The sequence below is a fragment of the Microcoleus harperi Pol14_C6 genome, from assembly GCF_036701295.1.
GTDB lineage: Bacteria > Cyanobacteriota > Cyanobacteriia > Cyanobacteriales > Microcoleaceae > Microcoleus.
In genome coordinates this window covers 19,666-33,860 of sequence record NZ_JAUBQN010000040.1, presented here as the reverse complement: position 1 = coordinate 33,860, position 14,195 = coordinate 19,666, and the positions used below count along the sequence as shown (strand labels likewise).

Sequence of the window (14,195 nt, the reverse complement as noted above, 5' to 3'; positions counted from 1 at the left end):
CGGATTTATCCGTGGAGACTTGAAAAAGCGTAGCATCCTGACAAAAACCCCCTGGATTCATCTGTGGATTCAATCTAAAATCTAAAATCTAAAATCTAAAATTGGATGACTTCTTCCGCTGTTTCCCTCTCCCAAATTCAGGATTTCCTAGCTCAAACACCTCCCTTTGACCGACTGTCAGAGACGGCTCTGACAGCCTTGGTGGCTAAATGCCAACTCCTTGGCTACCGGACGGGGCAACCCCTGTTTGAACGGGAAAAAATGCCGACTCAGGTGGCAATTATCTATCAAGGCCAGGCCCGGCTGCTGGGCTTTGACCAGCGCTCGCAGCGCCACGTAAGTTTACGCTTGGTGCAGTCGAAGGAAATCCTGGGCTGGGCTGGCTTGCTCAGGGGAGTTCCCTGCGAAACGGCGATCGCTTCTACAGATGTGATCGCCATCGTCCTACCTGCCGAAGATTTCCTGAGCGTACTGGAAAAACAGCCGACATTTGGAGAAGCCTTTCGCGAACACTGTTCCTTAAGCGAAGTATTTGAACTGTTGAGCCTGGAATTGCAGCGCCAAGCCGACGGCACTTCCAATCTCAAGGAACTCACCCTGCAAGCTTGGCAAGATGCGGCAGTTGTCAACGTACCAAACGGCAACAAAAAAACTCAAGACATCGCCAAAGAGCTAGATGCCGATCGAGTTTGGCTCGTCAGCAGCGGTGTCTTGGGCGACTTTCCCACCGGCAGCCGCTTCTCTGTGGAAAACGCAGCCAAATCCTTAAAAGTAGAAGGCCGCCTCGGCGCCCGTTTGGTCGGCTTCCGGGAACCCCCAGAACCCCAACCCGAAACAGACTCATTAAATGGCACGCCAGATACAGTAGGTTTGGGGCAGAAGCCGCCCGGTGGAGCATTCATCGAGGTTATACCCGGCCCAGAGCGTCCCCCAGAACCCGCAAGCGGCCAACCAAAGGATGCGGCGGCGAAATACCCAGTTTTCCGCGCTAAAGGGCAGATTGACGGTCCGCTAGCTTGCTTCCAGATGTTGAGCAAGTATTTCGGCCTTAAATTTCGTCGAGATATCATCCGGAAAGTTCTAGAAAATCAGTTAAAAACGGCTGGTTCTATCAGTCTGCAAGCCTGCGGGGCGATCGCCCAAAGCATCGGTCTCACGCCCCAATTGGCGCAAGTGCCAGCAGAAGCCATCAACCGCATCAAAGCCCCCGTAATGATTAAATGGCAAGATAGCTTTGCCATTATTTACAGCATCACCGAGCAAGAATTGGTGCTCGCCACGCCCGAACAGGGGCTGATGCGGAAGCGGATACCTCAGTTTAAAGAAATCTGGGGAGAATCAGGAGAAGTCCTGCTGCTGCAAGCTCCGCAAGTCGAACAAAAAGAGCAGTTCAGCTTCTGGTGGTTTGTGCCGGCGCTGATGGAACACAAGACAGTGTTTTTTGAGGTGTTGCTCGCTTCGTTTTTTGTACAGTTATTTGGTCTTGCCAACCCATTAATCAGCCAAATAATTATTGATAAAGTCTTAGGTCAGCGCAGCATTGACACCTTGGATATTTTGGGGGCGTTTCTGTTAGGTGTTGCTCTGTTTGAAGGACTGCTCAACGGATTGCGTACCTTTTTGTTTATAGATACCTCAAACCGCATCGATGTCAAATTGAGTGCAGAAGTCATCGACCACTTGCTGAGGCTGCCCCAAAATTACTTTGACAATCGGCGCGTGGGAGATCTGGTTTACAAATTCAGCATGATGGGTCAGATTCGGGAATTCATGACGAGCACAGCTCTGACAGTGGTTCTCGATGCAGTATTTTCGGTGGTTTACGTCGCCGTTATGCTCTCCTACAGCGTGCAGCTAACGTTTGTATCTTTGGCAGTGGTACCGATATTAGGGCTGATGATTATTCTAATCAATCCCCTAGTGCTGCGCCTGATAAAACAAAGAAACAACCGTTTTTCTGACTCTCAATCTTATCTAGTGGAAGTAGTCAGCGGGATTCAAACTGTTAAGGCTCAAAATATTGAATTGAAATCCCGATGGGAGTGGTCGAGCCGTTATGCAAAATACATTACAGCCAGTTTTAAAACAATTATCACGGGGACTACGGCCGGTACGGTTAGCGGCTTTTTAAACCAGGTTGGTAACTTAGCTCAGTTGTGGGTAGGAGCTTATTTGGTACTGGGAAATGAGATTACTTTGGGTCAGTTAATTGCTTTCCGAATTATTTCCGGGAACGTGACTGGTTCGCTGCTGCGTTTTGTGAGCGTGTGGCAGAGTTTCCAAGAAGTATCGATGTCGATCGATATGCTCAAGGATGTGGTCGATACGCCGACGGAAACCAGCGAGGAAGACCGCAGCAATATCCCGCTGCCCGCAATTCAAGGGCAGGTTACCTATGAGGAGGTTTCCTTCCGATTCTTGGAGAGCGGCCCACTGCAATTGGCGAATGTGAATTTGGAATTTCCCGCTGGCAGTTTTGTGGGAATTGTGGGGGGAAGCGGTTCCGGTAAAAGTACCGCGATGAAGTTGTTGCAGCGTCTTTATCCGCCGCTGTCGGGCCGGATTTTTATTGACGGCTATGACATTTCTAAGGTGGAACTGTACTCGCTTCGCAGCCAGCTTGGGGTGGTGCTGCAAGATACTTTGCTGTTTAACTGTACTGTTCAGGAAAATATTGCTCTGAGCAATCCCGATGCGAGTACGGATGAGATTGTGCGAGCAGCAAAATTAGCGGTGGCTCACGATTTTATTATGGGCTTGCCTGCTGGCTACAATACGATAGTCGGAGAGCGGGGTTCGTCGCTTTCTGGGGGTCAAAGGCAGCGTTTGGCGATCGCCCGCACGATTTTGCAAAACCCGAAACTGCTGATTTTGGACGAAGCTACAAGCGCTCTCGACTACCATTCCGAACGCCAAGTTTGCAATAATTTAGCAGAAGCTTTCGCCGGGCGCACGGTGTTTTTCATTACTCACCGCCTGACTACAATCCAAAACGCTGATGTAATTATTATGATGGATCAAGGTTCTGTAGTCGAGCGGGGAACTCATAAAGAATTAATGGCTCTTAAAGGGCGTTACTACTGCCTCTTCCAACAACAAGAGTCATCGAATACCTGATATCTAACAACTCACAACTGATCACTAACGCTTAACAACTGAGAACTAACAAATGGCAATGAAATCGTTAATACTTTCTGAGCAACCAGTCATTCTCGAAAAACCAGCGATTTGGTCGCACTTGTTTTTGTGGATGATCATGCTGATGACCACTTCTGCTGTAGTTTGGGCTTATTTTGCTAGCGTAGAGCAAGCTGTCCCCGCTGTCGGGCAATTAGAACTCAAAGATGGTGCTAGAGACATCCAAGCACCTGCTACGGGCGCTGTGGTGAGACTTCACGTTGAAAATGGCGATCGTGTGGAAAAAAACCAGCCTCTGCTCACTTTCAACCCCCTTGCACCCAGTGCTGATTTAACATCGATACAGAAAACTAAAGAAGCTCTGGAAAAGGAAAATAAATTTTACGAAGATGTTGTCAACGGCAAAATTCAAGGCGCTGTTCCTTCTAACCTAGAATCAACAATCAAGGATAGACAGAGCCTCATGGCACAAAATCAAGTGCTGCAAGCTTTGATTGACGAACTGTACCTCAATCGGGGAGCCAGCGGAAATTTTGATGCAGCCCAGCAAGGACTTTATGTTAATTATCGATCGGAGTTTCTGTCTCGCGTAGCCGCAGCTCAAGGCCAAGTTCAGGAGTTGGAAAAACAACTGAAGCAAGCTCAGGATGCTGAGAAAGCCGCGGGCGATCAAATGATAGTGGCACAGCAACAATTGGGTTTTGCCCAGAACCAATTAAATTATGCTCAGCAGCAGTTAAGTTCTTCGCAAGAGCAAGTAAAATCAGCCTTGGCTCAGAAAGATTTGGCCGAAGAACAGTTGACGAAATCCCAACAAGTATTGAAGTCGAATCAAGGCATTTTGGGGAGACTAGGCCCCCTGGTGGAGGAAGGAGCCATCGCTGAACTGCAAAAAGAACGTCAAGAACAAGATGTTTTCAAAGGTCAAAGCGACGTTCTCAAACAGCAAGATCAAATCAAGCAGCGCGAAGGTGAAATCAACGCCCGCAAAGGCGAAATTAACACGCGCCGAGGTGAGATCAATACGCGCCGCGGTGAAATTAACGCGCGTCAAGGTGACATCCAAAAAATTAGTGCTGAAATACAGCGCCAGCAAGGAGAGCAAGCACGCATTCAGGAGTCCATCAGCCGCGCCCAAGAACAGTTAAAAAATACCAAGGATTCCTGGGCGAGAGAACTTTATACCAAAATTGCTGAAAACGAGAAACAAATTGCCAGCAGCGATTCTCAGCTAAGCCGCTTCAAAGTGGAAAACTTGAAAAAGTTGTCCGAGGTAAACGCTCAGCTAGAAAAGGCCCAACAAAACCGCGACACTCAAGTGATGAAGGCTCCGGTATCGGGGGTAATCTTCGATTTGAAACCTTCTACGAAGGAGAAAGCTAAGTTGGATATGGCGAAAGACCCGATATGCCAATCCATTATTAATACGGTGCTGAAACCGGGCGAACCGCGCCCGCTGCGCTGCGAAGAAGCTTATTACGAAGCGCAGCAAACTGAAAAGCTGCTCAAGGTTTTGGATGACGACAACGGTTTGGAAGCAGTTGTTTACCTGGAAAACAGCAATGTGGCTCTGGTATTGGATGCTTTGAGACAGAAGCGGGAAAAATTGGAACCGTATCACGGCAAACAATTGGACGGAGAAAAGATTGACTGCGAAAAAGGTAAAAGTTGCGTTTGTCCAGAGAAGGAAGTTAACAGAGAGAAACTGGGCTTGACTAAATACCAATGCGTTCCTGTGGAAGTGAATGTAGAAGCTTTTCCGGCTCTGGAGTTTGGTACTGCTGAGGGTGAAGTAAAAGAGATTAGCAGCGATGCTGAGCCTCCTACTGAACTGCGGAAATACTACGCTTTCAAAACCAAAATTAAGCTCAAGAATCAGAAATTTGTTTTGAACAAGGGCAAGGCCAATCAAGTTGAGGTTAACTTGCAGTCGGGAATGTCCGTGAGTTCTAACATCAATATCGGCAAGCGGAGTGTTTTGCAGATGTTTATCAACCGCTTTACTGGAAAAATGGATACGTTCAAGACTATTAAGTAATTCGGTTAACTGAATTGAACTCGAGGCTTTTAGGCTGTTCGGAAACCCGGTTTCTTCAATAAACCGGGTTTCTAAGTTTTATGTTTTTCAACTTGTTTGTAGTAAGGAATGCAAGTCGTGCTGTGCCCAAACTATGACCAAACTATGAGGAGTAAAGTCTTCACTACAAACTTGATAAAAATTATTTAACCGGGTTTGATATAAAATGGTTAGGTCAATGGTGCGATCGCACTTTCATGAAAAAAATCATCTTATTTACTGTCTACCTAATTCCTGTTGTCCTGTTAATCGGATTTGTAGCGAATTTTAGCGTTAACGTTCCCCTTGATGACGAGTGGAGGTTAGCGAGTCTTTTTGAAAAAATAGCTGCGGGAAATGTAACTTTTAACGATTTTTGGGATTTGCACAGCAACCACCGGATACTTTTTCCCAAAATAATTATTGCTATTTTGGCTTGTGCTTCTCAATGGAATATTAATTCTCAGTTGTGTCTCAGCATAGGTTTTGTTGGGATAACTTTTATCGCTATGTACAAGTTATCCTTGATGCAGGTTAAGAATGTCGGGGATGATTTGTGGCATTTAGCTAATATTTTAACTTGTATTTTGCTTTTCTCGCTAGTTCAGCACGAAAACTGGCTTTGGGGATTTCAATTAGCTTGGTTTTTAGTCAATGTGTGTTTTGTAGCTGCGGTTTATGCCCTGAGTTCAAATCGCCAATTTTTGCCTAATATTAGAATCTCTATTGCTGCTGTATTCTGCTTTATTGCTAGTTTTTCCCTCGCGCAAGGCTTGCTGTCTTGGTTAGCTGCAATTCCGGCTGTGGCGGCTTTAGAAGGAAAGGCGGTAGAAAAAAGAAAAAGATTGATTATATGGATATTGCTCTTTGCTGCAACTTGTGCTGTTTACTCAATTGATTATCATCCCAGTCGGAAAACAAGTATTATTTCATTGTTGAATAAGCCTCTAGTGGTAATTGATTACTTTTTAAGTCTGTTGGGTTCGCCAATTGTGCGATCGCCGGGAATTTCAGAATTGATTGGATTGCTAACATTTGCAACTTTCTTATTTTTGGGATTCCACTTTGGGAGAAAGATTAGCGAGCATGGTGAGGCTTTACCTTGGGTGTCACTAGGTGTTTTTTCGGTTTTATCGGCTCTGTTTATTACCGCTGGAAGGGCAGACTTTGGGGCAATTCACGCACTCGAATCGTCGAGATATACGACTAATTCGATTTTGCTATTAATTGCTTTGGTTCAGCTAGGGCAATTGTTTGTTCGAGGTAATTACCCAGAAATACCAGTAACGTTAAAGAGTAACTATAAATTTATTTATAGGGTAGTCGCAGGGCTGTTAATTGCTACAATTATTGTTAACTCTCAACAGGCGATCGCCCAAACTAGATCTGCACTTCTTTACAAACAAGGCGCTCAAGATTGTTTGCAGTTAATTAACTATCTGGAACCGTCTGATTTTTTTGATAATTCGCCGGAAAGCTGTTTGAGGGTGCTGAGCAAAAAAACTTGGCTGGTGAGAGAAGGCGCTGCCATTATCGACAAAATAGGTTGGAGAAAGTTCGCGAAAAATGTAGAGTTTATTTCTAATACCGAGAAAGTTTACGGCTATTTAGACAAACCTCAAACCAGCGATAAATCCTTGACTGTTAAGCAAAATGCTGCTGTCAAGGCTGCCGGTTGGGCGGTTTGGCCAGAAAATTTGCAACAACCAAATATTGTACTGCTATCTGTCGGCGATAAACAATCTTTTGTTGCTAACGCTTATGTAAATTTGGACAGTCCCGACATTGCTCAGAGTTTAAAATCTGAGTTATACAACAATGCAAGGTGGGCTGTTGATTTGTCGGATAATAATTTGCCGATCGCCCAAACGGAAATTAAAGCTTGGGTGTATAATCCTGTTGACAACCAGTTTGTCCAGTTGCGCGGAGGATGAGGAGTGAAAATTTCTGTGATTATACCAGCTCACAATGAGGAGGGCTGTTTGTACGGTACTGTGCGGGCGATCGCCCAGACCCTCGATTTAGAAGGCATTCCGCACGAAATTTTGATTGTGAATGACAATAGTGTCGATCGAACTATTGATATTTGCCAGGAGTTGTCTGAGACTTTTTCCACAGTTAGATATATCAACAATCAACCTCCCAACGGGTTCGGATTTGCGGTTCGACGGGGATTGGCAGAATTTGACGGAGATGCAGCAGCAATTGTGATGGCGGATGCTTCTGACGATCCGATGGATTTGGTAGCAGGATACCGCAAGTTGCAAGAAGGATATGATTGCGTTTTCGGTTCCCGCTTTATTAAAGGCGGCTTTGTGGTTGATTATCCCATTCACAAGTTAGCAATTAACCGCTTAGCAAACTGGTTTGTCAAAAGTATTTTCGGCTTGCGGTACAGCGATGTCACCAATGCTTTTAAAATTTACCGCAGAGAAGTAATTGAAGGCGTACAACCGATTTTGAGCCACCATTTTAATTTGACAGTGGAACTGCCATTAAAAGCAATTGTCCGGGGTTTTTCCTATACGGTGATTCCTTTGAGGTGGTACAATCGGACGGCGGGTATTTCTAAGCTTAAAATCAAAGAGATGGGCAGTCGATATTTGTTTATTGTCTTGTATGTCTGGCTGGAAAAACATCTCTCTCGCGGCGACTACCACCGGACTAGAAAGATAGCAAAATTAAAAGTGAATGCCTGAGAGAATTCTAATTGTGGGCGGTGCGGGTTTTATCGGCAGTTGTTTGGCAATTGGCCTGAAGAAACTGCACCCGGAATGGCAAATAATTTGTTTGGATAACCTGCGTCGCCGGGGTTCAGAATTGAATCTGCCTCGGCTTAAAAGTTGCGGGATTCAGTTTGTTTACGGGGACATTCGTACAGCGGCGGATTTAGATCCAGTTGCACTGAATGCTGACTGCATTATAGATTGTGCTGCGGAGCCTTCTGTGCTGGCTGGTTTTAGTTCACCTCAGTACGTTTTGCAGACGAATTTACTGGGCACTGTGAATGTTTTGGAGTTGGCGAGACAAACGGGTGCGAGTTTGCTGTTTTTGTCTACCAGTCGGGTTTATCCGATCGCCAGTGTCAAGTCTGTTAAACTGTTAGAGTTGCCGAATAGATTTGCGATCGCCCCCGAGCAAACTTTACCCGGTATATCCGAGTTGGGGATATCAGAAGAGTTCCCTTTAAAAGGACACCGTTCGCTTTACGGAGCAACTAAATTAGCTTCAGAATTGCTGATTGAGGAATACAGAGAAGCATACAATGTACCCACAATTATTAACCGCTGCGGGCTAATTACTGGTGCTTGGCAAATGGGTAAAGTCGATCAGGGAGTTTGCGGTTTGTGGGTGGCGGCTCACTATTTTCAAAAGTCGCTGAATTATATCGGTTTTGGCGGCAGCGGCAAGCAGGTTAGGGACTTACTGCACGTTGAAGATTTGTTGAGGTTAGTTAATTATCAGTTAGAACATTTTGCTGAATTTGACGGCGAAGTTTTTAATGTTGGCGGCGGTTTGAGCAACAGTCTTTCTTTGGTTGAGACAACTGATTTGTGCCAAAAGATTACGAATAAATCGATTCCGATTCATCCTGTTTTGGAGGAACGCGCGGGGGATATTCCGATTTTTATTACTGATTCTTCTAGGGTGATGGAGAAAACTGGATGGCAGCCTCTTATTGGGCCGGAAGCAGCTTTGCAGGATGTTTATGATTGGATTGCTGCTAATGAGGTAGTTTTAAGTTCCATTTTGTAGGGATTTTTTAACCGCCGATGCAGGGGGATCAACGCGGCTCAGCGCAGATGTATCTCTCTGCCTGGATACGACTGGGAATGCCGGTCATGAGGCTCTGCCTCTATTGTTTGTTTTTGATGCTTTAACAAACATTTGGCCTCCCAAAAACAGCCACAAAAAAGGCAATTTTAAGTAAACTTTTAAAAGCCAGGGCGAGGCCGGTCTGCCTTTGGTCGAAAATGGCAAAAATCTGGGTATAATTAGGTCGATTTCAAAGCCGACGGTTTGTAAAAGTTCTTGCAGCGATAAGTGGGTAATCGGTAATTGATGGTCGATAAAATCGTAATACTCTTTGAAAGAATATTTAAAATTTGGTTGGACAACTAAAAGGCAACCCCCTGGTTTAAGCGCCTCAAAGCAAAATGAGATAATTTCGATGAGTTCTTCTTTATTGCGGAGATGTTCAAAAAAGTTAGATATAAATATTCGGTCAAATTCTTCGCTAAAAGCAGGTTGATAGCCAAAATTCAACACATCAATATTAAGCACCTTCACATCAGGATTTGCAAATAACTTTGAATCTGGATTGAGGTCAATCAAACATTTTTTTTCCGCCCTAATTTGATTTATAAACTCGCAGTAACCGCCGCCAATATCTAAAATTGCTGATTCGGGAGGAATATAATTTTGTAAAAAATCTTCAATTAAAACTTTCCAGAGTGCCACCTTCGCTTGCATTTGTCGGGAATCAAAGCGGTTGGCATACAATTTTTTGAGATATGTGTCAGTTTTCATAGTAAAATAGCCTAGACTGAGTAGGAGTTTATCACGCGATACAGCCAACTATGAATGTTATATCTACTGAAATACCGGAAGTTCTGATCGTTGAGCCAAAAATTTTCGGAGACGATCGCGGTTTCTTTTTTGAGAGTTTCAATCACAAAGTTTTTGTCGAAAAAACAGGTGTGACGGCAGAATTTGTTCAAGACAATCATTCCAAATCCTCTAAAAATGTGTTGCGCGGTTTGCACTACCAAATGCAGCAGCCTCAAGGCAAATTGCTGCGGGTAGTTGCTGGCGAAATCTTTGATGTAGCGGTGGATATTAGAAAAAGTTCGCCGACTTTTGGGCAGTGGGTTGGCTGTGTGGTGAGTGCAGAAAATAAACGGCAATTTTGGGTTCCGGCGGGATTTGCTCATGGTTTTTTAGTGGTTTCGGAGACGGCTGAAGTTTTGTACAAAACGACAGATTATTACGCACCAGCACACGAGCGGTGTATCCTGTGGAATGACCCAGATTTGGCGATCGACTGGCCGCTAGATGGTGACCAACCAATCTTATCAGCTAAAGACCAAGCTGGACAAACGTTGAAAAGAGCTCAAGTGTTTTGATCATGAAAATTTTACTCGCAGGCGGCAGCGGACAGCTAGCTCAAGAATTGCAGCCGATTTTATTATCTTCGGGAGAGGTAATTGCGGTCGATCGCACTCGCCTCGACTTATCCCTACCCGAAAGCATCCCTCAAGCAATGGCTGAAATTCAACCGGATTTAGTCGTCAATGCGGGTGCTTACACTGCGGTAGACAAAGCAGAAAGCGAACCGGAATTAGCAAATGCAGTCAACGGCATTGCACCGGGAATTCTCGCAGAAGAATGCGAAAAACTGGGAGCAAGTTTGATTCACTTTTCTACTGATTATGTATTTGACGGCACCCACGGTTCTGCTTATCTGGAAACAGATTCTACGAACCCGCTGGGAACTTACGGTAAATCTAAATTAGCAGGCGAGGAAGCAATTCGGAAAGCGGGAAACCGACATATTATTATTAGAACCGCGTGGGTTTACGGCAACGGAGGCAAAGGCAACTTTGTCAAAACTATGCTGAGGTTGGGAAAGGAAAGAGAAGAAATTCGAGTAGTAACAGATCAGATCGGAAGTCCTACTTGGACGGGGGATTTAGCGGAGGCAATTTCGCAAATTATTCCTCTGCTTGGGCAAGAAACTTTTGGGACTTACCAGTACACTAATAGCGGTGTTTGTAGTTGGTACGATTTTGCGATCGCCATTTTTGAGGAAGCAGCACAACTCGGCTTTCCCCTAAAAGTTCAGCGCGTAATTCCTATAACCACCGCGGAATATCCGACACCCGCAAAACGTCCCGCTTTTTCTGTCCTCTCTACGGTAAAAATATCAGCACTTCTAGGCACGTATCCTCCCCACTGGCGGCAAGGGCTCAGACAAATGCTGGCTAGAGAACTGAAATAAAAAATCGAGGAAAACTCAAAACGCGAGGGCGGGTTTGGTTCATGAGTTACCTGTTATATGCAAAGTTTCTCACCTAAACTCGCCGCTCCCCATTAAAAATCTCCCCATGTCTGAATCCATGAAAGTCAAGCAACAATATATTTTAATTGCCGCATCAGTTTTCGGCATTCTAATACCAGCGTCATATATTTTGTACTTGATATCCCAAGCGGGAGACTTGTCTAATTTTGATTATTGGTGGATGACCTGGAATTTTTATTCAGTAGATGGTTTCTCTACAAACCCTTTTGATTGGATATTTCGGGCGAACGAGCATTTTGTCTTGATTCCGGCAATTATTTATGGCTTGAATATAGTTGTCACCCAAGGTTCAAATATTGGTTTGTGTTTAGTGGCATGGTTCTTGGCTTGGATTCAGTGCCACGTATTAATTGCTCTGCTTCCATTAAATTTGAGGCGTTTTCCGCTGCAATTTATCTCGCTACTGCTTTGCATTTCTATTTTTAATTTTACTCCGGCGGCGGCTCACAATTGGATGCGGGGATTCAGCGGCGTTCACTGGATAATTGCTAATTTATTTGTGATTTGTTCGATATTTTGTTTGCAATCCTATGTGACGCTTTTGCTAAGAAAGAGGGAGGCGGAACCTCTAGATATTCATTCGCAGGCAGAGCCTGGTAACGAAGGCTGGAAACAAAATAAGTGGGTAATTGGCAGCATTGTTTTTGGCGTTTTAGGCTGTATTAGTTACAGCACTCCTTTAGCTTTGTGGCCGATATTGTGTGCTGCTGCTGTTGTGCTGCGGTTTCCTCGGCGAATAACTTATTTGTATTTCATTGCTTCGATTGCCGTGATTGGCATTTATTTTTTAACTTATAAAACTCCATCTCATCACCCTTCTTTAACTAAAATTAACCCGCTCAAAACTCTCGAATATATTCCCACTTATCTCGGCGGAATTTTTAGCGAAAATATTATTTTTGCCTCAATTATTGGTATAATTGGTTTGATGGCGCCGACTGGTTTTGTGGGTTATTGGCTATTTGTAAAAAAGGTAGATCGCCCGGATTGGCTGCCTTGGCTATCAATCCAACTTTACACGCTGCAAACGGCGTTAATGGCCGCTGTCAGTCGATCGGGATTTGGCGTCGAACAGGCGACCGCTTCCCGCTACGCCACACTCCCAGCTTTGTTTTGGATGAGCACAATTGTGCTGACAGTATTGTGGGTGCGCGAGTTGCAGCCAACACCAAGAATTCAAGGGCGTTGGCTGACACCGCTGTTTGCAGCCGCCACAGTCGGGATTATTTTAATGTACGGGGTGGGAGGCGAAACTGCAATGGCGATCGCCCGCAGAGCAACTTATCAACCGTTAGTAGCATTATCACTGCAATTAGGCATCACCGACGTAACGCTAATTAAAGACCGCGTAGGCAACAAACCCGCCGCTTTTGTCGGGTTAATCGACGCCTTAAAAACTAACAAATTAGTGCCATTTAACCGAGACATCAAAAAACACAATTTCTGTGCAGCATTAGACACAAAAATAGACCCAAATTTACTGTCAGCACCCAAAGACGGAGTACCCGGATATTTTGATACAGCCACCCCACTTGCACCAACAGCAGCGAGAGTAATTGGCTGGGTAGGAGACCCCGAAAACAATGTAAAATGTATTGCCATTCTCAACCAAGAAAATGTCGTTCGAGGTTTTGCCATGTCAGGATTTCCGCGCCCAGATTTAGTTAACTTGTTTGGCCCTTCCTACGAATTCGCAGCTTGGAGAGGATACATTCAAACATCACCAACAGATAAATTATTGACAGCCTATGCCTCCTTTAAAAACCGCAAAGGTTGGGTAGCATTGCGAAACTCCCAAGTTATCAATAAAAACTAAAAAACCTCTCTTTCTCCTTCTCTGCGCCCTCAGCGCCCTCTGCGGTTAATAAAAAAATCTCATTTACAACACAAATGAAATAGAATAGCCCTATGCCAAAACATCTCAGCTTCGTAATCCCCGTTCACAACGAAGAAGCCACCCTCAAATTACTGTTTGAAAAAATCCAAATTGTCATGTCCCAAACCGGAATTGACAATTACGAAGTCATTTTCATAGATGACGGTAGCCGCGATTATTCGTGGCAAGAAATCGCAGATTTAGCCAGCCAACATCCCAAACTCATTAAAGCGATTAAACTCCGCCGCAACTTTGGCAAATCCGCCGCACTTTCAGCAGGATTTCGCAATGCAGCAGGGATAATTATCTTTACTCTCGATGCTGACCTGCAGGATGACCCCGCTGAAATTCCCAAATTTTTACATCATTTAGAATCGGGATTTGATTTAGTTTCCGGTTGGCGAAAACAGCGGAACGACCCCCTTTCTAAAACTTTACCTTCCAAGCTGTTTAATGCCGTTGCGTGTTTGCTGACGGGGGTGCAAATGCACGATATGAATTGCGGTTTTAAAGCTTACCGTAGGGAAGTTTTGCAGTCTATTAAATTGTACGGGGAATTGCACCGCTACATTCCGGCTTTAGCAAACAATTTAGGGTTTAAAATTGGGGAAGTAGTGGTGGAACATCATCCGCGAAAGCACGGAAAATCAAATTACGGCTGGGAACGTTATGCGCGGGGATTTATTGATTTGTTGACGGTGTTAGCCACGACGCAGTATTTGCACAAACCGGGTCATTTGTTTGGGGGTTTGGGATTGTGTTTTGGCTTGGTTGGAACTGTTTCGCTGAGTTATTTGATAGTTATTTGGTTTCTGAATTTGGCGGGGATGAATTTTGGGCCGATCGGGAATCGACCTTTGTTATTTTTTGGGATTTTGTGTACAATTCTGTCGGTGCAGTTGATTTCTTTGGGGATTTTAGCTGAGTTGATGGCGCGGAATGTGGATGCTGATTATGTGGACAAGCAAATTAGCGAAATTATTGATGATTCGGGTTTTGATATTTAACCGCAGATCGGATTCGGCGGTTGAAACCGCTTCTAT

The 14,195-nt window shown here is 44.7% G+C and carries 10 protein-coding genes; 9 read left to right on the top strand and 1 reads right to left on the bottom strand.

Going from position 1 to position 14,195, the window contains the following annotated elements; all coding sequences use genetic code 11:
• The first annotated feature begins 105 nt into the window (after positions 1-105).
• From QUA27_RS22205 to QUA27_RS22185, 5 genes are all read left to right on the top strand, one after another.
• Complete coding sequence (locus QUA27_RS22205) at positions 106-3,117, top strand: peptidase domain-containing ABC transporter (protein ID WP_333070559.1); 3,012 nt, start codon at positions 106-108, stop codon at positions 3,115-3,117.
• A 52-nt stretch (positions 3,118-3,169) separates the two neighbouring features.
• Positions 3,170-5,176, top strand: a complete 2,007-nt coding sequence (locus QUA27_RS22200) for an HlyD family secretion protein (RefSeq protein ID WP_333070557.1) — start codon at positions 3,170-3,172, stop codon at positions 5,174-5,176.
• A gap of 236 nt (positions 5,177-5,412) precedes the next feature.
• Entirely contained in the window at positions 5,413-7,128 is a 1,716-nt protein-coding gene (locus tag QUA27_RS22195; protein WP_333070556.1) for a hypothetical protein, read from the top strand.
• Positions 7,129-7,131: 3 nt separating this feature from the next.
• Positions 7,132-7,893, top strand: coding sequence for a glycosyltransferase family 2 protein (locus QUA27_RS22190; protein WP_333070553.1), 762 nt, complete (start codon positions 7,132-7,134; stop codon positions 7,891-7,893).
• The gene (locus QUA27_RS22185; protein WP_333070552.1) at positions 7,886-8,950 is read left to right on the top strand and encodes an NAD-dependent epimerase/dehydratase family protein; all 1,065 of its coding nucleotides are present in this window, start codon (positions 7,886-7,888) and stop codon (positions 8,948-8,950) included. The genes QUA27_RS22190 and QUA27_RS22185 overlap by 8 nt, the downstream gene beginning before the upstream one ends.
• Before the next feature lie 84 nt (positions 8,951-9,034).
• On the opposite strand, the gene QUA27_RS22180 is transcribed toward QUA27_RS22185, so the two are convergent.
• Complete coding sequence (locus tag QUA27_RS22180; protein ID WP_333070551.1) at positions 9,035-9,724, bottom strand: class I SAM-dependent methyltransferase; 690 nt, start codon at positions 9,722-9,724, stop codon at positions 9,035-9,037.
• A gap of 50 nt (positions 9,725-9,774) precedes the next feature.
• Between QUA27_RS22180 and rfbC the strand changes: the two genes are divergently transcribed.
• From rfbC to QUA27_RS22160, 4 genes are all read left to right on the top strand, one after another.
• Positions 9,775-10,320 carry a dTDP-4-dehydrorhamnose 3,5-epimerase gene (gene rfbC / locus QUA27_RS22175; protein ID WP_333070549.1) on the top strand — a complete coding sequence of 182 codons (546 nt, stop codon included), beginning with the start codon at positions 9,775-9,777 and terminating at the stop codon, positions 10,318-10,320.
• A 2-nt stretch (positions 10,321-10,322) separates the two neighbouring features.
• Positions 10,323-11,195, top strand: coding sequence for a dTDP-4-dehydrorhamnose reductase (gene rfbD / locus QUA27_RS22170; protein WP_333070547.1), 873 nt, complete (start codon positions 10,323-10,325; stop codon positions 11,193-11,195).
• A gap of 106 nt (positions 11,196-11,301) precedes the next feature.
• Positions 11,302-13,092, top strand: coding sequence for a hypothetical protein (locus tag QUA27_RS22165; protein WP_333070544.1), 1,791 nt, complete (start codon positions 11,302-11,304; stop codon positions 13,090-13,092).
• Between the two features lie 92 nt (positions 13,093-13,184).
• Entirely contained in the window at positions 13,185-14,159 is a 975-nt protein-coding gene (locus tag QUA27_RS22160; protein ID WP_333070542.1) for a glycosyltransferase family 2 protein, read from the top strand.
• Positions 14,160-14,195: the final 36 nt, after the last annotated feature.

Excerpts from the sequence above, each read along its gene's own strand:
- QUA27_RS22205 (WP_333070559.1), top strand. The coding sequence starts at position 106 with ATGACTTCTTCCGCTGTTTCCCTCTCCCAAATTCAGGATTTCCTAGCT.
- QUA27_RS22200 (WP_333070557.1), top strand. The coding sequence starts at position 3,170 with ATGGCAATGAAATCGTTAATACTTTCTGAGCAACCAGTCATTCTCGAA.
- QUA27_RS22195 (WP_333070556.1), top strand. The coding sequence starts at position 5,413 with ATGAAAAAAATCATCTTATTTACTGTCTACCTAATTCCTGTTGTCCTG.
- QUA27_RS22185 (WP_333070552.1), top strand. The coding sequence starts at position 7,886 with ATGCCTGAGAGAATTCTAATTGTGGGCGGTGCGGGTTTTATCGGCAGT.
- QUA27_RS22180 (WP_333070551.1), bottom strand. The coding sequence starts at position 9,724 with ATGAAAACTGACACATATCTCAAAAAATTGTATGCCAACCGCTTTGAT.
- rfbC (WP_333070549.1), top strand. The coding sequence starts at position 9,775 with ATGAATGTTATATCTACTGAAATACCGGAAGTTCTGATCGTTGAGCCA.
- rfbD (WP_333070547.1), top strand. The coding sequence starts at position 10,323 with ATGAAAATTTTACTCGCAGGCGGCAGCGGACAGCTAGCTCAAGAATTG.
- QUA27_RS22165 (WP_333070544.1), top strand. The coding sequence starts at position 11,302 with ATGTCTGAATCCATGAAAGTCAAGCAACAATATATTTTAATTGCCGCA.
- QUA27_RS22160 (WP_333070542.1), top strand. The coding sequence starts at position 13,185 with ATGCCAAAACATCTCAGCTTCGTAATCCCCGTTCACAACGAAGAAGCC.